The following is a 23,003-nucleotide window of genomic DNA, read 5'->3' as shown; positions in this document are numbered from 1 at the left end:
TCCCCTTTTTATGAACACTTAAATAAACGCCGATAGAAGCTAGTCGCCTATAGCCACAGGCCTCGCTGGATCACGAATCCACTCACTCCAGGAACCCGGATACACTTTAGCGCCAGATAAACCCGCATACTCCATCGCTAACAGGTTATGGCACGCGGTAACACCAGAGCCGCAGTAATGCGCTACCTGCTCTGCCCGGCATGGTTCAAGAAAGCGGGTCCATTCCTGATGCAATATTTCAGCACTCTTAAAATATCCGTCAGCCGTCAAATTCAACTGAAGCGGACGATTGACCGCATCAGGGATATGCCCGGCAATTGGGTCGATCGGCTCCTGCTCCCCTCTATACCTTTCCGGGGTGCGTGCATCCACCAACACTCCCTCGGAAGCCAAACTGGCAACTTGCTCAATCGGCAATAGCATTGAAAGATCGGGGTTCTCAATAAATGTTCCAGCACACATGGCAGGTAACTGGTCAGAAATGTGTCCACCCGCGGTAACCCAGGCAGGGTAGCCGCCATCAAGGACCGCCACCCTGGGATGACCCAACACACGTAACAGCCACCAGGCCCTGGCAGCCATCGCCCCACCACAGTCATCGTAAACGACAACCTGAGTATCCGGGTTGACCCCAAAGGTGCGAATTTTTGTAGCAAGCTGAGTAAAATCAGGTAGCGGATGACGACCAGAATCAGCACTTACCGGCGCGGAAAGGTCATCGTCCAGATGAAGATACCCGGCCCCCGGAATATGCCCCTCATGATAGACCTGTTCACCTTTTCCTGGCATCGTCAGATAAGCACGACAGTCGAAAACTACCGTGCTCACTCTATCAGCTTGCAATAGATTATTCAGCTCTGACACTGAAATTAACGTGGAAAACATATCCTCTCCTTGATCGTTTATCTCAGGAACAGAGCCTTTCAGCTTTAGCCTAGAAGCTCTGCCAGCTCTTCACGCAACAGATCGAGTTCATTCTGAGCTTTCTGCTTAGCTTTTTTCTTCAAAGACTCAATAGCAGCCTCTTTCTCTGCAATCAACAATTTAGCCTCCGCTGCACTGTCTCCAGCATTATTTACCCGATCCAGCATCGGTTTTAACTGCATTAGAATAGCGCGACGACGACCCTCTTCTGCCCGAGCAACCTGCTCTGCTGATTGCTCTTTATCTTTCTTAGCTTCCTGCTGAGAACCCGCTTCAGGCTGCCAGGTTAATGGGCGAATACCCACCGCCACACGGGCTTTATCCAGGAACGGTGAGGCGTGACGACGGGCCTTCTCTGCACCCTTATGCAGCTGTTGTTCGACATAGCCAAGATCACCCATTAAGCGGTTATACTCATCGCGAGGGCCACTCAGATAGCTATCCAGATGCTCAAACAATTCTTTCTTCGCATCGCCCCAGCCAATACCATTTTCAAACTGGATTCGCATCGCTGCCTGCTCAGCATCAGAGGCAAAGTTTGAATACAACTGGAATATTGTGCTGTTGTCAGCATCTTTTGGTTCGCCTGGCTCCAGGGCATCTGTTTTAATCTGCTTGATCAATTTATACAGATCATCTGAAGCGCTAAACAGCGGGATGGTATTATCATAGCTCTTGGACATCTTCCGACCATCCAAACCTGGAATTAGCTGATTCTGTTCGTCAACCTGAGCTTCAGGCAAGTTAAACAGCGTACCGTAGGTATGATTAAAACGACCAGCAATGTCCCGCGCCATCTCGATATGTTGAATCTGATCTTTGCCTACAGGAATAATATCTGCATTAAACATAAGAATATCTGCAGCCATCAAAATGGGATAACTAAACAGCCCCATGGTAACGTCATCATCATCCTGTCGATCCGCTTCACGATTAGCATCCACAGACGCCTTATAAGCATGCGAGCGATTCATCAAACCTTTAGAAGTCATACAGGTAAGAATCCAGGTCAACTCTGTAATCTCGGGGATATCGGTTTGACGATAAAAAGTTGCCTTATCCGTATCCAGGCCGAGTGCCAGCCAGGTCGCTGCAATCTCCCGGGTAGAACGGGCCACCCGCTCAGGGTCATGGCACTTGATCAACGCATGGAAGTCAGCAAGAAAGAAATAGCTGTTATTATTGCTGTTCAGGCTGGCTTCTATAGCGGGTTTAATGGCACCTAGGTAGTTACCAATATGTGGGGTACCGGTGGTTGTTATCCCGGTCAGAACGGTCTGCTTCGTCATCTGATTATCTTTTTCTGAAAGCTAACTAAAATTGGGCTTTATAATACAAGAAAATCAATGCTATGGCCTCTGAAATCAATAGAGTATCCCTTTGAGGGTTTTTTCAGACAGTGATCAATGGTACAAATAGCCATCTCTTATGTAAGGAACTCCTATGTTAGCGCTTATCCCTTCTTTTATTGTTCTCGCTTCGCTGCTTATAACGCTGATTATTATGATCAGCCGGGCACCGGATCGTAAAGCCGCTACGATTGTCACTAGCATAGTGATGACCGCGCTCTGTTTTGTGGGTGGTATGTTAACCTCAGCCATGTATACCCGTGCCGTAGGAAACGAAAACGCCAATGCTTATATTATTTCAATATTGGTCGCTATAGGCACATTTAGCGCTCTTGCCATCTACATCAAGCTGGATCAAAAAAAGAAACTCGGCCAGCAGCCAAACAATAGCGACTGAACCCATCACCGCGGGCCTTTGACAAAACCACCATCCGGCCAACGCTGAATAGACAGGCAGTCAATGATGGAGGTCACGATGGACAGCTCCACCCATATCCTTTTAGTCAAAAAATCCAACTGGACGAAATTCTGGATCGACTGTCAGGCACTCTTTATCTAAGAGAGCCTGGACAGTGATTCAGATTGAAGTGAAGTGGTAGACAAACTGAACCTAAAACTCCATTCCTGAAACATTCCTTGCGACACACTATCACGCAGATAGTTACAACTAATCAGGCCAGCTCTTCCCAGTGCTGGCCTTTTTAGTTTAGGATCAGTTCATCATCCGAAAACGATACAAAATACTATGCTACTGGTTATCTCTCCTGCAAAAAATCTCGATTACGATACTCCGGCAACAACAGACCGCCATACGCAACCGCAGCACCTGGATCACGCCAGCAACCTCATACAACAGCTACGTGATTACTCAGTGCAAGATATCGCCGAGTTAATGAAGCTCAGCGATAAACTGTCTGCATTGAATGTTGCCCGCTATGAGAGTTGGTCTATGCCATTTAACAATGATAATGCCAAACAAGCAGTACTGGCATTTAACGGTGATGTATACAGCAGTCTGAATGCGCAGGATTTCAACGAAGAAGAACTAGACTTTACCCAGAAACATCTGCGTATCCTGTCAGGTCTGTATGGCGTTCTACGGCCACTGGACCTGATGCAGCCTTACCGACTAGAGATGGGCACCAAACTAACAAACAGCCGAGGCAACAACCTCTACGCATTCTGGGGCGACATCGTCACCGACGATCTAAACCGGTCCCTAACCGAGGAAGACCAGCCGGCACTGGTTAACCTGGCGTCAAATGAGTACTTTAAATCGGTGAAGCCTAAAAACCTTCAGGGAAGAATGATCACTCCGGTGTTTAAAGACTGGAAGAATGGACAATATAAGATCATTAGCTTCTTTGCCAAGAAAGCCCGGGGACTCATGTGCCGCTACGCGATTAAAAACAAGATTACCGATGCAGAGCAGCTTAAGAACTTTAATCTGGGAGGCTATCAATATGACGAAAGTCTTTCCAAAGAAGACACCTGGGTATTTACCCGAAAAGAGGTTTAAAGTGAAAAGGAAGGAAGCTCACTAAACCAAAAAGCGCAGCCATTGGCTGCGCTTTTTCATAGACAGGCTTCAGTTATGAGGGCTGCTGAATACCAACAATAATCCAATCAGAATTCTCTCCGCTCATCTCCCGGCGCAGGTGCCAGATTTCGCTAAACTCAGTGGTTTCATCACTGTCTTCCTTGAGCCAGCCATAGAAATTAATTGACGCAATAACATGATCATCATTATCCATAAAGTTAGCTAATTCAGCCATAACAGACACTACTTCTGTTTTCTGATCAGCTGACTGTTTTGCGCGCTCCTGCTGTAGGACTTCTAAAAGTTCAGGCGTTGTATAGGTTTGAATATCATCCCAGTCACTGCGATCCCATGCCTGCTGCAAGTGAGTAAAGTGCCCCTTAGCACCCTCCACAAAGGCTTCTTCATTAAACCACTCTGGCAGAGACAAAGCTTCAGAGCCGAAATCAAAACCAGCCCCAGCTGCCGGAGGTGCATTCTGGTAAGTTTCAGCCTCTGTCTGCGTCGTTTCAGGTTGCTGACGCTGATGACCTGCATACTCCGGTTGTTGAGCACGCTTCATACCTGAGAAAATTTTCACCGCCACAAAAATCAGCAAACCAATAAGCAAGATATCCATAAACTGAATACCATCAAAGGCGCCCCCGAAGAACAACGCACCTAACAAGCCGCCGGCTAACAAGCCTCCCATCAAACCACCAAAACCGCTACGGCGAGGCTGCCCGGCCTTATTTGTAGCACCATTAGCTGGCGCTGCTTGTTGTTTTGTTGGCGCTGCAGGTTGAACACGTTTTGGAGAGGAAAAAGATTTACCAAGACTAAAACCACCACCGAGGCGTTTCGCTTCAGCATCAGGAACAATCATGCCAAACCCTATAACCAGAGCAAAAAATGAAACCAACAGTGTACGCATAGAAACTCCTTCACTAATTTTTTAGGCACTCAACGAAACTGATATTACGCAGGTGCCTTTTTCTCGTTATGCTTGCGACCGGTGATAATCGCCAAATAGATGCCGCTGAATATTAGCCCCATCCCAATAAAATGGAAAGGTTCAACGGTTTCATTAAGAAAGATAACCGACAGAATCAGGCCAAACGGTGGCATCAGGTGTATAAATAAGCCTGCTTTAGCCGCGCCCAGCTCTGCGACCCCCCTATTCCAGAAAATATAGGAGAGAATCGACGGGCAAATAGCCATATATATAATGGCTGATGATGTCGAAGAGTTCCACCCAGGACGCTCACCCGCCAGGTATTCACTCAGCATAAACGGAAAGAGCACGATCACTGCAATCAATACCGTAAAACCGAAAAAGGTAAACCCATCCAGCTCGACCGGCTTTCTACGCAATAATATTGAATAGGTCGACCAGCATAGCACCGCGCACAAAATCCATAGATCTCCGCGATTAAAGGAAAGCGTCATCAGAACCTGTGGATCTCCTTTAGCCACCAGCATCAAAACACCAATCAAGGAAATTGCCACACCCAACCACTGGCGCCTGACAACCGTTTCGCCCAGAAACAGTGATGAGATAATAAGGATCAATATTGGTATTGCCGACTGCATCAGGGTTGCGTTAGTCGCTTGCGTCGTTTGCACCCCCAAATAGACAAAGGAGTTAAAACAAGCCACACCCAATACAGCCAAGACGATAAGAATTGGCAAATTGCTTCGGATCAACGCTCGTTTACGCCATATCCGCGGCAAGACGAAAGGCAAAATGATTAATAATGCTAATCCCCAGCGCATAAACGACATCGTCAACGGCGGGAAGTCCGCATGAATTCCACGGGCCGTCACAAAATTACCGGCCCAAAACAGAACCGTCATGGTCAAAAGGAAATAGGGCATCAGATTCGCTTTAGCAGTTTAGCCAAAAGGTTGTGACTGGGTTCTTCACCAGTTTGCAGGTAAAAGAGAATATTGTAATTATTAATACTCCAGCTCATCTGATCACTGGCATCAGCAAGTCCGCAGAAAAGAATTTCATCACCTTCCTCTAAAAGTGTCAGCTCACCGGGTAAAAGCTTCAGGTCACCATTACGTCTTAACATCAGCGGAAAACAATTCAATTGATCTTTTCGATGGCGCGGATCTTTCATCAGGGCACTCAGCTTAACCTGATCACCATCCCCCATAATGGCCATAATGGCGGGGGTGGCTTCTTCATTGACCGTAATAGACCAGCTATCCAGTTCGCTATCACTGGCAATGCTGCTCATCCGGTTTAGCAACGTATGCGCCCAGACGTCATCCTGTCGCTGCATCTGTTCTATAAACACCGGCAACAACGGAGTTTTCAGCTTTGCTAAAATTCTGTTCGCGATAATTCGCCCCGACTCCATAATAAAATCAGCATTCGAATTCTTATAAACCAGCGTGTTGGTATTTAAATTCTGGCGTACGACAGTTACCAGTTTTGGGTTCAATTCCTGAGCGGTCAGAATAATCGATAGATTATCCGCATCGTTATTCGTGCCGGCGATAATCCCAACAGCCTCACGCACCCCTGCTACCTCAAGAGTAGCCGCCTCAGTTCCGAGCCCAACCACTGTGTTTTTGTAATTTTTCAGCTGCCGCGCATCATCATCCAACAACACCAATTCAACATCGTGTTTGGCAAACTCATGGTAGAGAGCCTTTCCGAAACGCCCCAGTCCACAAATAATCCAACGCCCGCTGGTTTTCTTATAAGCACTGGAAAGAGGCCTGTGATAGGGGTTAATTAGCCAATCATAAACAAGATGCATATAAGGAGAATGCGCCGCCAGCGATAAGTACTCAGCATAAGCCCTGAAAGGATCGACTATATGCTCGGTACCGAAAGATGCAAGATTACGCGCATTGACTTCTGACTCTGTCCGGGACACAACAATCCGCTGCGGTGCCAGCAATTTACTAGCGATAGAGATCGACAAGTTAACATTATCGTTATTCGTCAATGCCAGAACGCCAACGCAGGATCCGTGCTGTAACCCCGCATCATCCAGCGCCTCAGGCAGAGAGGCATCAGCACAAAGCCCCGGCACCCTGGTCAACAGGTCATCCATTTCGAGACGATCAATACGCTCCTGACTGATATCAATCACTACCGAACGGATACCTCGCTCGCTAAGTTTTTTTATAATAGCGCTACCGGTTATGCCATAGCCGCATACCAAATAGAAAGGCTCATTAAAATTACTCACTTCGTTGACGAAAGAGCGACGTCGTAACATCCGCCCAAATACAGGCTCTTGAAACAACGCTAGCAACGAACCAATACTATATAACCAGGAGATAACTGTGCCGTATATAGAAATCAGCGTCCAAACCCTCTGGGCCGCAGTAAATGCGTAGGGTATCTCACCAAATCCTATCGTTGACCCCATAAAGCTAACAAAGTAAACGGCATGGAAAAAATCCATGTGCCAGACATTACCCTGATCATCCTGACCAGGAATGATGACAAAACCAACGGTTGAGACAGAGTAAATAACGATAAGGGTGATCAGAGGCTGCCGCAGTCGACGCAGCAGCAGATAAAAAATATCGCTCATCTTGGCCCGCCTTTATCGACGTACCACGATTGTTTCGACCATCAACAAAATAACCGACACGATATTCGCTAGTAAGGCTCCACCGGATAAAGACACGACACTGCTGATCATTTCAGCCGTCACGCCATCAGCTGATATTTGAGCGCCATACCCCCAAATCATCGCTGCCACCACTAACTGAAGATCCGCAACCAGGCTTGTCGCCAACATTAACGCACCAATATGCGTGCGGTCACCAAATTTAAGTACCGTACAGATCATACTCACCACAATAGCGGCAAAGAATTCGAAGACATTATGATGAGCCAGATTCTCTATTTCACCGAGAAAAAAACCAAAGTTCAGGGTTAATGCCAATACAATAAAAAATGCAAAAATCACCTTTTCGCGATTCATAGAATCCATCCCAAAGTCTGAATATAGGTTTGTAAAAATAAAACGTTATGACATCCTTCGATTGTAAAGCAACATTGATTGATAAAGAAACAAACGAACCAATAATCAAACCTCTTGTCCAAATTTTAATGGCCTGTAATGTTAAATAACCAAATACAAAGGACATATAACAAAAACAACTGTACAAAAAATAGACAATAACGTCTTTCATAACTAGACTTAAACGCTTATGCCGGCTATATCAGAACTCGATCTATCGCCAATGAAGTACGTCTGGCAGCTCTTAAATTTCATTGTTTTACTTAAAGTTAGTTTTACAGACGTTAAAGAAATAGGGTACGAAGTTATTCAATACAATGTCTCCCTACCAAAAGATTGCCATATACAGAGGCTCGAGTGAATGCGCTACCGATATACAAATAAAAGTACCCGTCATGTTTTGCTTCTGCTGCTTTTCATGACAACAAAACTAACCTATGCAGCAGTTCACAAAAGCCCTACAGACGAACGTGATTATCTTGCATTCACACTACCAAACCAGATGAAAGCCCTGGTTATCTCTGACCCAACGACAGATAAAGCAGCAGCATCTGTAGACATCAACGTCGGCTCCAATGCAAACCCTGAAAACAGGCTTGGATTAGCACATTTTCTCGAGCACATGCTGTTTCTTGGCACTGAGAAATACCCTGAAGCAGGTAGCTACCAGGAATACATCAGCAATAATGGTGGAAGTCATAACGCTTATACAGCGTTTGAAAATACAAACTATTTTTTTGATATCAAAGCAGATCAACTGGAACCTGCTCTGGACCGTTTCTCGCATTTTTTTATCGACCCACTCTTTTCAGAAAAATATGTTGACCGCGAAAGGCACGCCGTTAACTCAGAGTATCAATCAAAACTACGCGATGATGGTCGCCGCGGTTATTCTGCCGGCAAGCGAGTAATGAACCCTGAACACAGCATGAGTCAGTTTGCCGTCGGCAATCTGGAAACCTTGTCGAACGAGGAAGGCAAACTTCGACAGGATCTCATTCGCTTTTATAATCAACACTACTCTGCAAACCAGATGACCGTTGTTATTCTGGGGAAAGAACCGGTATTAGAGCTGAAGCGTCTGGTTGAAGATAAATTTTCCTCCGTCAAAAACAGTAACGCGGTTCAATTTATTTCTCAGACCCCTTTGTATCAAAATTTACCGCTACAACAGAACATCAAAACACTTAAAGACCTGCAACAACTCACACTGACATTTCCTATTCAGGCAACCCGAGAGTATTACAAAGAAAAGCCTGCGCACTTTATCGGGTCAATACTCGGCTATGAAGGCCAGGGGAGCCTTTTTTCAGCACTTAAAACAAAAGGCTGGGTGAACAGTTTAAGTGCTCATCGGGGAAATGACCTGCCAGACCAATCATCAATTGTTCTGTCGCTGTCCCTAACCGATGAAGGCCTTATAAATTACGACGAAGTGATAGAAACCACCTTTGCAGCGATCAGAATGCTGCAGGAGAAAGGTGTTAATGAAGCGCTGTATCAGGAAGAACAGAAACTGAATGACATCAGTTTCAGATTCAAGGAAAAGGCACAACCTATCCATGAAGTCTCACACCTGTCACGTAACCTGCAACTTTATCCAGCGGATTCAGTGATCAGTGCCGATTATCTGTTGGAGAAATTTCAACCTGAACTGATCAAAAATATTCTGTCACAAATGACCCCGGACAACTTGCTGATTACACTGCAGGCACAAAATCTGGCAACAGATAACAAGGACCCCTGGTTTAACGCTGAATACAGCATAATGCCTGTCGCTTCATTACGACGCGAACAGTGGAATAACCCCGCTGACATCCCGGCTCTTCAAGTACGTAAACTAAACCCTTTTATCGCTGAAGAATTCAACATAAAGCCGGTTACGCCAGCGCTTCTGGCGAGTAAAGAATTAAAAAGTCAGGAAAGCAGACCCGAACTTATTTTACAGCAGGATGGTTATTCTCTCTGGCATAAACAGGATCAGACCTTTCAGCTTCCAAAGACGGATTTTTTTATCTCTGTCATATCCGGGCAAGCGAACCAGTCACCGGAAAACTCAGTGATGACAGCTCTCTATACCAAGCTGGTGAAAGATCAATTGAATGAAACTCTTTACGATGCCTCGCTGGCGGGTCTGAGCACTCGTATTTATCCGCATATGCGTGGCCTCAGCATTCGCATCTCTGGATACAGCGATAAGCAACCCAAGCTGCTCAATCAGGTAATGAATAGCCTGCAGCAGCTGGATTTCTCTGGAACCAGCTTTTCCCGCATCAAAGAGAAGTATGCACAAGAGCTGGAAAATAGTTTGAAGGATAAACCCTATAACCAAACAATTGGTGAAGTGTACAACCTACTTCTACAAAGCTGGAGCGCTGAGAAAAAACTAGCCGCATTACACAGTATTGATTTGGCAACGCTACAGGCCTTTATCCCACAACTTTTAAAACAAACAGAAGTAAGAATGCTGGCCCATGGTAACCTGTCAGAATCAGACGCACTGCAAATGGCCGAAACCGTTCGCACTCACCTGCCGACTCAGCCAATTATCAGTTACCGCAGCCGCCTGCCGGTTATTCTGTTAGATAAGCAGTCGAATCTAACTCAAACACTCCCTGTTGATCATAGCGACTCAGCTATCAGCGTCTACTTTCAAGCGGATAACAGTGATACAAAAACCCGGGCAGAGTATGCACTATTAAGTGAGATCCTCTCTGCGCCTTTTTATAGTCGACTGCGTACCGAGCAACAGCTGGGTTATGTAGTATTTGAAACGGCTATGTCGATGCGCAAAGCTCCTGGACTGGCTTTTGTCATTCAATCACCCAACACGGGGCCCATAGGATTAGAAAAACATATCAACGAGTTCATCTCACAGATGGAAACTCAGCTCGAAGAGCTGACCGAAGAACAGGTCGATAGCTTTAAAGAAAGCGTCCTCTCCAGAATAAACCGTAAAGCCAACCGGATGAGTGAGTTGAGTGAACGTTACTGGCAGGAGATCGATCGGGATGAACATAGTTTTGATAGTCGGGAACAGTTGACCGCGGCCATTAACGCCCTAACGCTGAACGATCTGCGCAAATGCTATACCCAATTGCCAGAACGACGATTAACAGTACGTACCTTTGGTGAAGAACATCGTCAGGAGGCTAGTTCAACAGCTCTGGAAAAGATCTGTGATACGGAGATCGCGCTTTTAAAGGAGCAAGGTCAGTTTGTACCTGAGGTCTGAATCTGACGATCAATAACCCTGCGTGAGCGGGGTTTATTCTCTTGTGGTACCTCAATTTCGATCCCTTCACACTGATCTAATGCATCATCCATCAAACATTTAATCTCCAGCTCATCCCTGGCAATCTGTGCAAATATTCGATCTTCGCCCGTCAAAGGAGGGGCTTTTCTTTCTGCGCTCACAATCCGCTCCACCGGTTCAAAATCACCATGAGGAATGACTGTTGGCGGAGGCAATTGCAACTCAGGTATCAACATCGGTTCGATCTCTGGCATTGATTCACTATCAACATAGCCTCGACGACGACCCTCAAATAGCGTTGCCGGGTCGATCGGCGAATCGATATATCCTCCGGGTGCTGTAACAGCATAATCAATAGGATTAATCAGATCCTCTTTCCTGTCAGCATAGGCTGAGATACTGATCCACGAAATAATCAGACACGCAGCTTTTGCATAAACAGACAGATTCATCAATACACCTCATCCATTGGATAGATCGCTTCAGCATACAAAGCTAACTCCTCCAATATCTCTTTTTGAGCGTTGCCCAGCTCAGGCTGTTGATAAAGTTCATTTAGCTTTGCGAACAATTCAGTCATCGTCAGATGCCCTCCGCTATCAGGCCCCAGCAGCCGCAATCGTCGAAATTCTTCCCAGCGACTCCGCTCATCATCATTGAGGCTAAACGGATAATTCCTCGCACGATAGCGTAAGAACATCTCTTCCAACCGAGAGTCCTGGAAAGCCAGATCAAGCCCCCCCAGCTGCTGAGGATCAGTATTTCTTATGATATCCATACTCTTCTTATCGGCATCACCAAAGAATCCGCCACTATAAAGCATATGATCTGGATCAAAATCCTCAGCAAAGTCAGACTCTCCAAACACTTGCGCTATTTTCTGTTTCAGATCAGAGCAACCTCTGAGCATTTTCAGGTGAGTACGGCACAGATCTCCGGAAATATTCAGTCGCTCAGCCTCGACAGCGGTCAACATCCCAGCAGGCGCTACGACCGGAGATTTATTTATATGAATCTGCTTTAGAGGAATACGCTCTTCCCCTTCAGCCATGTCCTCTCTGCGACTGTAGAGGCGACGACGAATCTCATCCGCAGGTAGCTCAATCAGGGGAGAAGGATCGACCCTCAGATCAAAAACGATTACCGAGTTACGGTTAGTCGGATGATTTGCCACAGGCGCAACTACAGCAGCATTACCCCATTCTGATGGATACATCGAGGATATATGCAGGACTGGTTTCATTGACAGCGGATCTAGCTTCTCTTGAATACTCCGCTTATCACTATTGTTTAGCGCATATTCATAAAGCTTTGGCTGGCGTTCTTTAACCAGGCGAGCCATCGCAATGGTTGCATACACATCCGCTAAAGCATCGTGAGCATTACCATGATCAATACCATTCACCCGGGTCAAATCTTCCAGCCGCATACTGGGACGGCCATCTTCATAACATGGCCACTCGATCCCTTCCGGACGAAGCGCCCGGGTCAGCCGCAACATGTCAATGATATCCCAGCGGGAGCAACCATTCTGATACTCTCGTCCATAGGGATCAAAAAAGTTTCGGTACAGACTGTACCGAGTAATTTCATCATCAAAGCGGATACTGTTATATCCCACGCCACAAGTACCCGGACGCGATAATTGTTGATGAACCAATGCCATAAACTCTGCTTCGCAGTATCCTTCCTGAATCGCTTTCTGCGGCGTAATGCCGGTAATCAGACAGGCTTCCGGATGCGGCAACAGATCCTCCGCCGGTTTACAGTAAAACATCACCGGCTCATCAATAATGTTAAAGGCATGATCCGTACGTATACCTGCAAATTGCAGTGGCCGATCACGCTTAGGATCAGCACCTGAAGTTTCATAATCATGCCAGAAAAAAGTCTTTTGAGCTGATGCCGCCATTCTGTTCGCCTTAAAACCGATTATCTCGGTATGGTTATGCTTTTGATCAATATGCTTAATATGTCAACGGCTTATAATACTATGTTACACAGCAATTATATTTTTAGCCGGGGACTCTATGCTTCACGACCACAAAGATACCACTCTTACCTGCCCTTGTGGCTCGAATAAGCCATTCGCATTCTGCTGTGAACCGGCTATTGAAGGCCATAAGCCATCCAGAACAGCTGAAGCTCTTATGCGGTCCAGATATACAGCATTCTCACTAGGAGCAGTAGATTATATTATCAATTCAACAGCTGAGGAACACCGCAACCCCGAGGATGCTGAACTCATTACAGAACAGGTTCAAGCAACGACCTGGACAGGCTTAAAAATTCTTAAAACTGAAGCGGGAAAGGCTGATGACCTTAACGGCATCGTTGAGTTTGTTGCCCGATTCGAGACCGCTGAAGAACAGGGCGAATTGCACGAACGGTCAAATTTCAGACAGCAAGATGGCCATTGGCTTTACGTCGATGGTGAAGTTGAGATCCGCAGCTAAAAAAAATTCCTCGTGTTAAAACCACTGTAAAGCCCGGCAGACATGCAACCCGGAGGAGTTGTCTGTTGGAACATACAGTTTTCTTTCTTATCAGGGCTTTTCCTGCACAGTCAAAGGCCGGTAGAATACCGGCTTCAGGCCACAGGTACCGTTGTTTATATAGTGGCCATTGTAGGATCGATGTAATGTTTGTGAAGTTATTCAAACCCCGTTGGCAGCATAGTAAAGCCACCGTACGAATCAAAGCAGTTCACCGGCTTAGTCCCGGGAACACTAAGCACCTAGAAGTTCTTACTCAACTCGCCCGCCAGGATCAGAGTGTAGAAGTGCGCCTTGCAGCTGTTGATAAAATTGCGGCTCCCGACTTACTGTCAGATATTCTTATCCATGATTCGGACCCCGACATCCGCCGCACGGTTACTCAGCGTATCTGTAATATCATTCTTGATCCTGGCTACACGTTGAGCCAACAATCCGAATGTCTGATATCTCTTCAGGACGAGAACATCCTTACGCATATCGCCTTAAACAGTACCAATTCAGAACTTCAGCAGCAGGCACTGCAAAGAATTACCGATCAACACTGTTTAATCAGTCTGACTATAAATGGCAATAGCACTCATATTCGCCAATCCGCTGCTAATAAACTCAGCATGCCGGAACTGCTGGAACAAGCGAGTAAAGCCATTAAAGGCCGGGATAAAACCGTTTATCGTATTATTCGCAATAAGCAGCAACAATTGCTTGAACAATCCCGGCATGAAGAAATCTTACGCCTTCGCCAGGAAGAGCTACTGTCCAGCCTGGAGCATTTAAGTCAGACTTCATTTTTCCCTCTCTACAACACGAAGCTCATTGCACTATGTCAGCAGTGGGATCAACTTCAAGCTTCACCGGAAGAATCAATTCGCCAACGCTATGAACAAATAATCAAGCGCTGCCAACACACCGTCACCATTGAGCAGCAACGAAGCGATGCCCTGCTACAAAACGAACAACAAGAGAGAGCAAAAAAACAGCAACAGGCAGAGCTGTTGCAAAAGCTCGAAGAAATAACCATTCGATGTGAAACACTAATATCGGGAGAACACTTCTGCACAGCCGATCTCGATGCCGAACAAAACTGCTGGGACAGCACCACGCAAGAGTTACTGAATAAGACTAACGAATCCACAAACATTGCTAAACTGGCGCCGCTTAAACAGCGCTTTACCCTTTGTCAGAACGCCTCTAGAAACTGGATAAAAAATAGCTCTTCGATCTCCACGCTCCTCAACGAATCACCTTCTGTTGAGGCAGCAGCACCGTTGCAGCAATATTTAAATAAAATGGACCTTTTTATCCAACAAATAAACTGGCCAACAAAGATTACAAAACCAGTGCAATTACAGGCGATCATTCAGCAATGCGATCTGGTTCGCGGCCAACTCCACCAGCTCAATCTGGAACGATTACATTGCAGTGAAGACCTGTCAGGCCTGCTTAACAAATTCGAGCAACAGATTGAAGCTGGACAGATTAAAGCCGCAGGTCAGATAGAACGTCAGATTGAGACAAAATTAGACAGCATCAATGGCAGCACTCCTAAGTCTTTACAACAGCGTTACAAAGGCCTGACTGCACGTTTATCCGAACTTAAAAACTGGCAGGGATTTGCTGTAGAAGAGAAGAAAGAACTACTCTGTCAGCAGATGGAAGCGCTAATTGATAATGCATCTGAACCCCCTGCTTTGGCCAAAAAAATCCACCAGCTCCAACAGCAATGGAAGCAGTTAGATGGTAGCGATCCTTTTCACTCCCGCACAATCTGGCAGCGTTTTAAAGCAGCCTCAGATCAGGCCTATACTCCCTGCGAAAGTTATTTTCGTGGGCAAAAGCAGCAACGCGAAGATAATCTGCGCAAACGCACTCAATTAGTGTCAGAGCTGAGTGACTACCTTAATCAGCTTGACTGGCAAGAAGCCGACTGGGGCTTGATTGAGCAGCTTAGCCGGACTGTTAAGCGGGAATGGAAAGACTATGCACCAGTTGACCGGACGCCGGGACGACAGGTACAAACTAAATTCAACGCATTATTAAAACAACTTGATGGGAAAATTTCAGGACACCGGGATCAGGTTGCTAATGACAAAAAGGACATTCTGAATCAGGCAATCAAACTAGCCGCAATCGATAATATTGAAAGTGCGGCGACCCAGGTTAAAGCGTTACAAAAACGCTGGAAAGAAGCGGGAAATACTTTCCATAGTGTTGAGCGCGAACTGTGGCCGGAATTTCGAAAAGCCTGTAACTTAGTCTTTGATAATCTGAATAAAGAAAAGCAAGTACAGAGTAAAACCCAACAATCCTGTCCCACCGAAACCCTGTTTGAAGAAGCACTACTTCAGCGTATCAGAGTCTGTGACCAACTGGAAAATCTCATACAAAACGGCACGCTAGACCAACTGGCATTAGATGAAGTTCAGTCTGTCTGGGCACAAAGCGACAGGACTAACGAGCACTTTGAGCCGTTAATAAACCGCCGTTATGAGCTGCTACTGGAGTTTATCTCGGGACGTATAGAGATAGAGCAATTACTTGAAGTCACTGAAATCGCTCTGAGAAAACTCTGTATCAGGCTTGAAATACTTCTGGGTCAGGAATCCCCCGAACAGGATCAATCTCTGCGTATGGAATACCAGATGGATCGATTACAAAAAGCGCTTGAGTTACGAGACAAATCTGTAAACGCAAACGATCTGAAGAACTTAGAGCTAGAGTGGCAATGCCATCCATTTACACTGCAGCATGAGGCACTTCAAATTCGTTTTTACAGTAACCTGCAACAGGTAAAGTAAGCTAAAGAAGCTTCATCAAAGCCTACATACCTCACAGAACCCGTTCAGGATCGTCAACAGGTAAGAAGCGCCTGACACTGTATAAGTGATCCGACACTGCAGCAGACCATTTCACAGCTCCCTCTCCTTCGAATAGAAAAGGGGAGCAGTACAGCTAAATCTCAATATTTGTAATGCTATTACATAGAACTCTTGCAAGAGTTTCAGGATTTTCATATAAGCGTGATTAATGCAAAAAAATAGTCCGGATTATTCACCCTCTATTAGCAGACCTAAAAAAACCCGCATAAGCGGGTTTTTTTGTAGCTGAGTAATCAGCTTAAGACATGTGCTGACCACCGTTGATTGAGAAGTCAGAACCGGTCACATAGCCACAATCATCACTGGCTAAGTAAGAAACAGCTTTGCCAATCTCTTCAGGCTCACCTAAACGACCGACTGGCACCTGACGAACAATCTTCTCAAGAACCTCATCAGGGATCTTCTTAACCATTGGCGTAAGGACGTAACCAGGCGATACCGTGTTCACGGTTATACCTTTAGCCGCAACTTCCTGCGCCAGTGCTTTAGTAAAACCATGGATACCCGCTTTAGCGGCAGAGTAGTTACACTGACCAAACTGACCTTTCTGTGCGTTTACAGAAGAGATATTAATAACCCGGCCCCAGTTCTTCTCAAGCATTGGATTAATAACCAGGCGAGTCATATGGAACATTGAGTCCAGGTTAGCAGACAGTACTTCATTCCACTGCTCCCAACTCATCTTACGGAAAGTACCATCACGGGTAATACCCGCGTTGTTAATCAGAATATCAACGCTACCACCGGCTACTTCTTCAACCGTTTTAATACATTCAGCGCATGATGCTTCGTCTGTCACATCACCATAGGCTACCAGAATATCGTAACCATCAGCTTTCTGCTCTTCCTGCCAGGCTTTAGCCTTTTCATGGTTACCACCAGAGTTATAACCAGCAACGACTTTCACACCTGAATCAGCTAATGCGCGACAGATTGCAGAACCAATACCACCTGTACCGCCAGTAACCAGAGCAATTTTCTGTGTCATGCTCACTTCCTCTTTGCTTTTTGAGATTTGTTGTTTTGAATTGTTATTATTTTCTATTTATTATTTTTTACTAACTAAATCATATAACCAAAGCCACTGAGTAGTAATATGACTTTCGTTGAGTAATTCCTACTGAGTAAATTAAGGCTACTTTTCGTCTGTGACAAAGTAAAGACAAAAAAACTTATTTTTTTATAGCCTCTAAATACGCTGAAGATGGCGTTTCATCCACATAAAAGCCATTGCTGCAGTGCACACATTCGCAATCACAAAACCAATAAACATCCCTTGTAAGCCACCTAAATAGTTACCCGCATATCCCAGTGGAACATAGAGAATAAACAGTCTGAAAATACTGATTCGCATCGCCTTCATAGGTTGATGGACAGCATTAAAACTAGATGCAGTCAAAAAGGTCACAGCCTGAAAACCAAAGCCCAGTGGTACAACAAGTATCCACAGACTAATTAAACTAACCACCTCGTCACTATCACTAAAGAGAGAGCCTATCCCCCCGGCAAACATCAATAAAAGCAAATAAATCAACGCCTGCCATAGCAGAGCAAACTTTACAGCGCTGTAGTATGCACTGCGTACACGTGCTCCCTGACCACGGCCATAATTTTGGCTAACAAAAGGAGGAAGAGTCATCGACAGCGCTAAGTTTGCTAGCAGACACAAAGACTCCAGTCGATTACCAACACCAAAAGCAGCCACTGCTTCCGGCCCATGTGTCGCAACGACCGCGGTCATAATCGCTGCGGCAATGGGTGTCATCATATTTGAAAGCGCTGCCGGAAAACCTATTTTCATCACCATCAACCAATGCTGCGCCGCAACAGAGACCGACTCAATTCTTAGTACCAACAAGCCTTTTCGTACATATAAATTCACCAACGCAACAACTGCGGCGATACTCCAGGCGATCACACTAGCAATAGCTGCCCCCTGAATACCCAGTGCGGGTATGGGACCCCAGCCAAATATTAATAGCGGATCCAGCATTAGATTCAGAATTGAAGAGAACCCCATCAACATAGCAGGGGTTTTAGTATCGCCACTAGCGCGAAGCGAGCTATTTGAAACCATAATCAAGACATAGAATATAGAACCAAAAAACCAAATCGACATGTAGTCGCGAATATAGGGCATTAAGTCATCACCCGCCCCCAACAGACGGAAGAGTGGATCAATAACTAATGTAGAAGTTACCGCTATTAACACCATCAATAAAGTCGTTAATAACAGGTTATCTGTCGTCAACTGACGCGCTTTACTGTTATCCCCCGCGCCAATTAATTTTGCAATGGTGGCAGATGTTCCAACACTTAACCCAATAGACAAACTAATAACCGTAAAAGAGACAGGAAAAGTGAACCCTAGTGCAGCCAGAGGCTTGGTTCCTAATTGGCTGACAAAATAACTATCAGCAACATTGAAGAGCATTAAGCTGACAATTCCGAGCATCATCGGAAACGTCATCTTGACCAGGGTCGGTCTGATTTCACCGTTTAAAAGATCAGGCTTCACTATTTGATTTTGCTCTGCGAAATATAAAGGAGCACATGATATCACCGCTGCAGAAGCGCTGCTTAAAGTCTTACAAGAATATATTCAGAGCCTGGGTATAAATTCTTGTCCAATGCCGTCAGATATGAGCGATCTGTAGTTCGTATAACGGAAAGAAAGCAGCTCGAGTAAATCATGATTCCGAGTCAATTCACGCTATATGATGCAATTTTCTCACTCGGCTAGATATACCTGCTAGTGTCTTGCAATAAAAGAGAGGGGGAGATAGATAAGTCACATAGGCTGCTTTAAAATAGCCGCCTTGATCACAGACAGAGCTCACCATGAATCTAATTCTTCTTTTTGAAAGTGATTTTATCGCTTCTGACACTGTCATCATCAATGACCGACGTTTTCATCATATAAAACAGTTCCACCAACCGACTCAAGGCCAACAACTTAAAGTAGGCATCCTTAATGGGGATATTGGTCGTGGAACCGTGACATCTCTTTCTGAACATAGCATTACGCTGGAAATCCATCTGGATAACGAAGCCCCTCCTCCCCTAGCCCTAACGCTATTGCTGGCCCTCCCCCGGCCTAAAATGTTGAAACGCACCCTTCAGACAATCACCAGCATGGGTGTTAAGAAAATCTACCTTATCAATTCATACAAGGTTGATAAAAGCTATTGGTCAACACCTGCTCTTCAGGATCACAGCCTCAGAGAGCAACTGTTACTAGGGTTGGAACAAGCAGGCGATACATACCTACCAGAAATACATCTACGTAAGCGATTCAAACCCTTCGTCGAAGACGAGCTGCCAGAACTGGCAGCCCAGTCACGTGCTTTAATCGCCCACCCCTATAATGCCTCAAACTGCCCTGCTGCTGAAAATATTAAAACCACTCTGGCTATCGGCCCTGAGGGAGGGTTTATCCCCTACGAGGTTGAGAAGATGCAAGCTGCCGGTTTTTCAGCGGTCCATATCGGCCCCCGCATACTCAGAGTTGAAAATGCAGTTCCCGTATTACTTGCAAAGCTGTTCCCGATCTAACCTCAATACTGTCAGGGTAGTGGTTACATTAAACAGATATCAGACTCCAGAGTAACAAAGCAGTGATCCAGATCAAGTTAATTGAGAATCATACTCATTAGCGTTGACATTAAAGTAAATATAAATAAGAATAGTTCGCATTAGCAACAACGAATTATGATTACTGACCTTATTCAGGAATATTTACAATGCAGAACATACTTAAGAAAATGGCACTTATCGCCCTTCCACTAACAGTTGCAGCAACCTCCGTTTCCGCTGCAGAAGAAGTCAATATCTATTCATATCGTCAACAATTCCTGATTCAACCTATGCTTGAGGCCTTTACTGCTGAAACCGGCATCAAAGCCAATGTTGTATTTGCTAAGAAAGGCTTAATAGAGCGACTTGAACATGAAGGTAAAAACTCACCTGCTGATCTGTTACTAACTTCAGACATAAGCCCGCTATACTACGCTGCATCTTCAGAACTAACTCAACCAGTACAGAGTGATGTTTTAGAACAAAATATCCCCGCACAGTTTCGTGACCCTGAAAACCAGTGGTTTGGTCTCACCACCCGCGCACGGCTGATCTACGCGTCTAAAGATCGTGTCGCCGCAGGTGAAATCACCCGTTATGAAGACCTGGCCGACCCAAAATGGAAAGGCCGAATCTGCACACGCAGTGGAAAACACAGCTACAACCTGACACTGATCGGCTCTATGCTTGCGCACCATGGTGAAGCTAAGACAGAGCAATGGCTAAAAGATGTGAAAGCTAACCTGGCTCGAAAACCTCAGGGGAATGACCGAGCTCAGGTAAAAGCAGTGAAAGAAGGGGTATGTGATCTGGCATTAGGTAACTCATACTACTTCGGTAAGATGATTACTAACGAAAAACAACCTGAACAGAAAGAGTGGGCTAGCGCTGTTAATCTGGTGTTCCCGAACCAGAACGATCGCGGCACACATATGAGCATATCCGGTGCTGCCTTAACCAAGTATGCACCTAATAAAGCAAATGCCATCAAGTTGATGGAATTCCTGAGTCAAGCCCAGTCCCAGACAATGTACGCAGAGGCGAACTTCGAATTCCCGGTACGCCCAGGCACTCAACGTTCTGATTTGATTGAACAATATATGGGCGAGTTCAAACAGGACAATATTGGTCTGCAAAAGGTTGCACAACTGCGCAGCGATGCAGCAAAGCTGGTTGATAAAGTTGGTTTTGATAACTGATATAACCTGATAATTAGTCAGGCTTATATCGACTTTTTAAGCTCAAAACGGTAGTCTGCGCGCTACCGTTTTTTTGTTTACTTTCTCACCATAATCATAAGGCAACAGATGCAGGCCGAACCCATTAGCCATACGACAGAACAACCCACCCCGTTAACATCAGGGCGTAGAGGGTATCTGTTTGGCTGGTATAGCTGCACCTGGACAACGGCCTTGATGATAGCGCTACCAGTACTATCAATCTTCTATCTGGCCCTCTTTCCCGAAGAAAATATCTGGGCTCATCTAGCTAGCACTGTCCTGCCTGTATACGTCACCACTACTCTGCAACTCATGTTCGGTGTAGGCGCACTCTCCATTGCCATTGGTGTCTGCGGTGCCTGGCTGGTAACTATGTGCCGTTTTCCCGGACGACGAATCTTTGAATGGGCGCTACTTTTACCTTTTGCTGTACCCGCCTATGTCATTGCCTATGTCTATACCGACCTGCTTGAATACTCAGGTTCACTACAAATTCTTCTGCGAGAGCTATTCGGCTGGCATACTGCCCGAGATTACTGGTTTCCGGATATTCGCACTTTAGGGGGCGCAATTCTAATGCTGGCAATGGTGCTTTACCCTTATGTTTATCTGCTAACCCGCGCCTCTTTTCTTGAACAATCCACCACCATTCATGATGCCAGCCGTACCTTGGGCTGCACCCCGTTTCAAAGTTTTTACCGGGTATCTCTACCTATCGCTCGCCCCGCAATCGCAGTAGGACTCTCTTTGGTATCTATGGAGACTCTGAACGACTTCGGCACAGTTGATTATTTTGCTGTAAAAAGTATGAGCGCAGGTATATACGATACCTGGCTAAATATGAACAACCTCGGTGGCGCCGCTCAAATAGCCAGCCTGATGATGATATTTGTTGTCATATTGATTTCAGTGGAGCGATTGGCACGGGCGAAACAGCGCCAGTTCCATAGTTCAGACCGCTTTAAAGCACTCACCGGATATCAACTGTCTGGCTGGAAGGCCTGGGGAGCCACCTTACTATGTGCCCTACCCGTTATCGCGGGTTTTATTATTCCAGTTTGGGTACTTGCCGGTTATGCGCTCAATAACTTAAGTCAGTTATGGACTCGAGACTTTATTACTCATGCCAGCCACAGCTTCCTTCTGTCAGCCGCTGCGGCCTTGCTCACCATTGTTATTGCTCTGCTGCTGGCCTATTCAAAGCGTCTGCATAAAAAGAAAAGCCTGAAACTTGCCGCTCAATTTTCCAGCCTGGGTTATGCGATGCCAGGTGCAGTACTAGCGATAGGTGTCATTATTCCGCTGGCAGCGTTTGATAATGCGGTAGACCACCTAATGGAAGAATATTTCAACATTTCCACCGGGTTGCTACTCAGTGGCACCGCCTTTGCTGTCGTTTTTGCCTATGTAGTTCGGTTTCTAGCGGTCTCAGTCGGTTCGGTAGAGTCCAGCCTGAATAAGATCACTGAAAGTATGGATATGGCCTCCCGATCACTAGGACTTTCTCCCCTACAAACTCTGATAAAAGTCCACCTGCCACTAATTAAAGGAGGCATTCTAACCGCCTCACTGGTGGTATTTGTTGACTGTATGAAAGAGTTGCCGGCAACTCTCATATTGCGCCCGTTCAATTACGATACTCTGGCAACCTATGTTTATCAGTTTGCCTCAGATGAGATGCTGGAAGCCTGCTCGTTGGCAGCGTTGTTGATTGTTCTGGTTGGTATTATCCCGGTGATTATACTCAGCAAAACTATCTCAGGAACCCGCAAAAGTATTTAGCC

18 protein-coding genes are annotated in these 23,003 nt (G+C 45.7%); 8 read left to right on the top strand and 10 right to left on the bottom strand.

From position 1 onward, the window contains the following. Positions 1-39: 39 nt before the first annotated feature. Both AMJAP_RS04930 and AMJAP_RS04925 read right to left on the bottom strand, forming a co-directional pair. On the bottom strand, positions 40-885 hold the full coding sequence (locus AMJAP_RS04930; protein ID WP_019621963.1) for a sulfurtransferase: 846 nt from the start codon (positions 883-885) through the stop codon (positions 40-42). Between the two features lie 44 nt (positions 886-929). Continuing rightward, on the bottom strand, positions 930-2,213 hold the full coding sequence (locus AMJAP_RS04925; protein ID WP_019621962.1) for a tryptophan--tRNA ligase: 1,284 nt from the start codon (positions 2,211-2,213) through the stop codon (positions 930-932). Between the two features lie 154 nt (positions 2,214-2,367). Between AMJAP_RS04925 and AMJAP_RS04920 the strand changes: the two genes are divergently transcribed. Both AMJAP_RS04920 and yaaA read left to right on the top strand, forming a co-directional pair. Further along, positions 2,368-2,670, top strand: coding sequence for a hypothetical protein (locus AMJAP_RS04920; protein ID WP_019621961.1), 303 nt, complete (start codon positions 2,368-2,370; stop codon positions 2,668-2,670). A gap of 348 nt (positions 2,671-3,018) precedes the next feature. After that, positions 3,019-3,792, top strand: coding sequence for a peroxide stress protein YaaA (gene yaaA, locus AMJAP_RS04915; protein WP_019621960.1), 774 nt, complete (start codon positions 3,019-3,021; stop codon positions 3,790-3,792). 73 nt (positions 3,793-3,865) lie between these two features. On the opposite strand, the gene AMJAP_RS04910 is transcribed toward yaaA, so the two are convergent. From AMJAP_RS04910 to AMJAP_RS04895, 4 genes are read right to left on the bottom strand one after another with little or no spacing between them, the layout of a single operon-like run. After that, positions 3,866-4,726: a Tim44 domain-containing protein gene (locus AMJAP_RS04910; protein ID WP_019621959.1), complete on the bottom strand. Its 861-nt coding sequence runs from the start codon at positions 4,724-4,726 to the stop codon at positions 3,866-3,868. A gap of 44 nt (positions 4,727-4,770) precedes the next feature. Next, positions 4,771-5,670 carry a DMT family transporter gene (locus AMJAP_RS04905; protein ID WP_019621958.1) on the bottom strand — a complete coding sequence of 300 codons (900 nt, stop codon included), beginning with the start codon at positions 5,668-5,670 and terminating at the stop codon, positions 4,771-4,773. Further along, entirely contained in the window at positions 5,670-7,358 is a 1,689-nt protein-coding gene (locus tag AMJAP_RS04900; protein ID WP_019621957.1) for a potassium channel family protein, read from the bottom strand. Before AMJAP_RS04900 ends, AMJAP_RS04905 begins: the two co-directional genes overlap by 1 nt. 12 nt (positions 7,359-7,370) lie before the next feature. Beyond that, entirely contained in the window at positions 7,371-7,754 is a 384-nt protein-coding gene (locus AMJAP_RS04895; protein ID WP_026340139.1) for a DUF6394 family protein, read from the bottom strand. 457 nt (positions 7,755-8,211) lie between these two features. Between AMJAP_RS04895 and AMJAP_RS04890 the strand changes: the two genes are divergently transcribed. Further along, entirely contained in the window at positions 8,212-11,028 is a 2,817-nt protein-coding gene (locus AMJAP_RS04890; RefSeq protein ID WP_169336959.1) for an insulinase family protein, read from the top strand. Here AMJAP_RS04890 and AMJAP_RS04885 read toward each other — a convergent pair. Both AMJAP_RS04885 and sbcB read right to left on the bottom strand, forming a co-directional pair. Next, a complete protein-coding gene (locus tag AMJAP_RS04885) occupies positions 11,007-11,501 on the bottom strand; it encodes a hypothetical protein (RefSeq protein ID WP_019621953.1) in 495 nt (164 codons plus the stop codon). The genes AMJAP_RS04890 and AMJAP_RS04885 overlap by 22 nt on opposite strands. Next, positions 11,501-12,961 (bottom strand): exodeoxyribonuclease I, encoded by a 1,461-nt coding sequence (gene sbcB, locus AMJAP_RS04880; protein ID WP_019621952.1) that lies wholly within the window; start codon positions 12,959-12,961, stop codon positions 11,501-11,503. The genes AMJAP_RS04885 and sbcB overlap by 1 nt, the downstream gene beginning before the upstream one ends. A 118-nt stretch (positions 12,962-13,079) precedes the next feature. Here sbcB and AMJAP_RS04875 point away from each other — a divergent pair, with 118 nt between their 5' ends. Continuing rightward, positions 13,080-13,505, top strand: coding sequence for a YchJ family protein (locus AMJAP_RS04875; RefSeq protein WP_019621951.1), 426 nt, complete (start codon positions 13,080-13,082; stop codon positions 13,503-13,505). 185 nt (positions 13,506-13,690) lie between these two features. Next, positions 13,691-16,342 carry a DUF349 domain-containing protein gene (locus tag AMJAP_RS04870; RefSeq protein ID WP_019621950.1) on the top strand — a complete coding sequence of 884 codons (2,652 nt, stop codon included), beginning with the start codon at positions 13,691-13,693 and terminating at the stop codon, positions 16,340-16,342. 319 nt (positions 16,343-16,661) lie between these two features. Here the strand turns inward: AMJAP_RS04870 and phbB are convergent, their stop codons facing one another. Together phbB and AMJAP_RS04860 are read right to left on the bottom strand one after the other, a co-directional pair. Then, entirely contained in the window at positions 16,662-17,411 is a 750-nt protein-coding gene (phbB, locus tag AMJAP_RS04865; protein WP_019621949.1) for an acetoacetyl-CoA reductase, read from the bottom strand. 201 nt (positions 17,412-17,612) lie between these two features. Continuing rightward, positions 17,613-18,881 (bottom strand): MATE family efflux transporter, encoded by a 1,269-nt coding sequence (locus tag AMJAP_RS04860; protein ID WP_083935367.1) that lies wholly within the window; start codon positions 18,879-18,881, stop codon positions 17,613-17,615. Between the two features lie 383 nt (positions 18,882-19,264). On the opposite strand from AMJAP_RS04860, the gene AMJAP_RS04855 reads away from it, so the two are divergent. The 3 genes from AMJAP_RS04855 to AMJAP_RS04845 all read left to right on the top strand — a co-directional run bounded on the left by AMJAP_RS04855 (position 19,265) and on the right by AMJAP_RS04845 (position 23,001). Beyond that, entirely contained in the window at positions 19,265-19,978 is a 714-nt protein-coding gene (locus tag AMJAP_RS04855; RefSeq protein ID WP_019621947.1) for a 16S rRNA (uracil(1498)-N(3))-methyltransferase, read from the top strand. A gap of 188 nt (positions 19,979-20,166) precedes the next feature. Then, positions 20,167-21,198: a Fe(3+) ABC transporter substrate-binding protein gene (locus AMJAP_RS04850; RefSeq protein ID WP_019621946.1), complete on the top strand. Its 1,032-nt coding sequence runs from the start codon at positions 20,167-20,169 to the stop codon at positions 21,196-21,198. Between the two features lie 108 nt (positions 21,199-21,306). Continuing rightward, on the top strand, positions 21,307-23,001 hold the full coding sequence (locus tag AMJAP_RS04845; protein WP_019621945.1) for an ABC transporter permease: 1,695 nt from the start codon (positions 21,307-21,309) through the stop codon (positions 22,999-23,001). Positions 23,002-23,003 lie beyond the last annotated feature (2 nt).

This window comes from Amphritea japonica ATCC BAA-1530 (genome assembly GCF_016592435.1).
GTDB classification, from domain to species: domain Bacteria; phylum Pseudomonadota; class Gammaproteobacteria; order Pseudomonadales; family Balneatricaceae; genus Amphritea; species Amphritea japonica.
The sequence above is the reverse complement of the archived record's forward strand: the minus strand, read 5'-3'. Positions and strand labels throughout refer to the sequence as shown.

Excerpts from the sequence above, each read along its gene's own strand:
- AMJAP_RS04905 (WP_019621958.1), bottom strand. The coding sequence starts at position 5,670 with ATGCCCTATTTCCTTTTGACCATGACGGTTCTGTTTTGGGCCGGTAAT.
- AMJAP_RS04870 (WP_019621950.1), top strand. The coding sequence starts at position 13,691 with ATGTTTGTGAAGTTATTCAAACCCCGTTGGCAGCATAGTAAAGCCACC.
- sbcB (WP_019621952.1), bottom strand. The coding sequence starts at position 12,961 with ATGGCGGCATCAGCTCAAAAGACTTTTTTCTGGCATGATTATGAAACT.
- AMJAP_RS04875 (WP_019621951.1), top strand. The coding sequence starts at position 13,080 with ATGCTTCACGACCACAAAGATACCACTCTTACCTGCCCTTGTGGCTCG.
- AMJAP_RS04895 (WP_026340139.1), bottom strand. The coding sequence starts at position 7,754 with ATGAATCGCGAAAAGGTGATTTTTGCATTTTTTATTGTATTGGCATTA.
- AMJAP_RS04860 (WP_083935367.1), bottom strand. The coding sequence starts at position 18,881 with ATGATGCTCGGAATTGTCAGCTTAATGCTCTTCAATGTTGCTGATAGT.
- phbB (WP_019621949.1), bottom strand. The coding sequence starts at position 17,411 with ATGACACAGAAAATTGCTCTGGTTACTGGCGGTACAGGTGGTATTGGT.
- AMJAP_RS04925 (WP_019621962.1), bottom strand. The coding sequence starts at position 2,213 with ATGACGAAGCAGACCGTTCTGACCGGGATAACAACCACCGGTACCCCA.
- AMJAP_RS04920 (WP_019621961.1), top strand. The coding sequence starts at position 2,368 with ATGTTAGCGCTTATCCCTTCTTTTATTGTTCTCGCTTCGCTGCTTATA.
- AMJAP_RS04890 (WP_169336959.1), top strand. The coding sequence starts at position 8,212 with ATGACAACAAAACTAACCTATGCAGCAGTTCACAAAAGCCCTACAGAC.
- yaaA (WP_019621960.1), top strand. The coding sequence starts at position 3,019 with ATGCTACTGGTTATCTCTCCTGCAAAAAATCTCGATTACGATACTCCG.
- AMJAP_RS04850 (WP_019621946.1), top strand. The coding sequence starts at position 20,167 with ATGCAGAACATACTTAAGAAAATGGCACTTATCGCCCTTCCACTAACA.
- AMJAP_RS04910 (WP_019621959.1), bottom strand. The coding sequence starts at position 4,726 with ATGCGTACACTGTTGGTTTCATTTTTTGCTCTGGTTATAGGGTTTGGC.
- AMJAP_RS04885 (WP_019621953.1), bottom strand. The coding sequence starts at position 11,501 with ATGAATCTGTCTGTTTATGCAAAAGCTGCGTGTCTGATTATTTCGTGG.
- AMJAP_RS04900 (WP_019621957.1), bottom strand. The coding sequence starts at position 7,358 with ATGAGCGATATTTTTTATCTGCTGCTGCGTCGACTGCGGCAGCCTCTG.
- AMJAP_RS04855 (WP_019621947.1), top strand. The coding sequence starts at position 19,265 with ATGAATCTAATTCTTCTTTTTGAAAGTGATTTTATCGCTTCTGACACT.
- AMJAP_RS04845 (WP_019621945.1), top strand. The coding sequence starts at position 21,307 with ATGCAGGCCGAACCCATTAGCCATACGACAGAACAACCCACCCCGTTA.
- AMJAP_RS04930 (WP_019621963.1), bottom strand. The coding sequence starts at position 885 with ATGTTTTCCACGTTAATTTCAGTGTCAGAGCTGAATAATCTATTGCAA.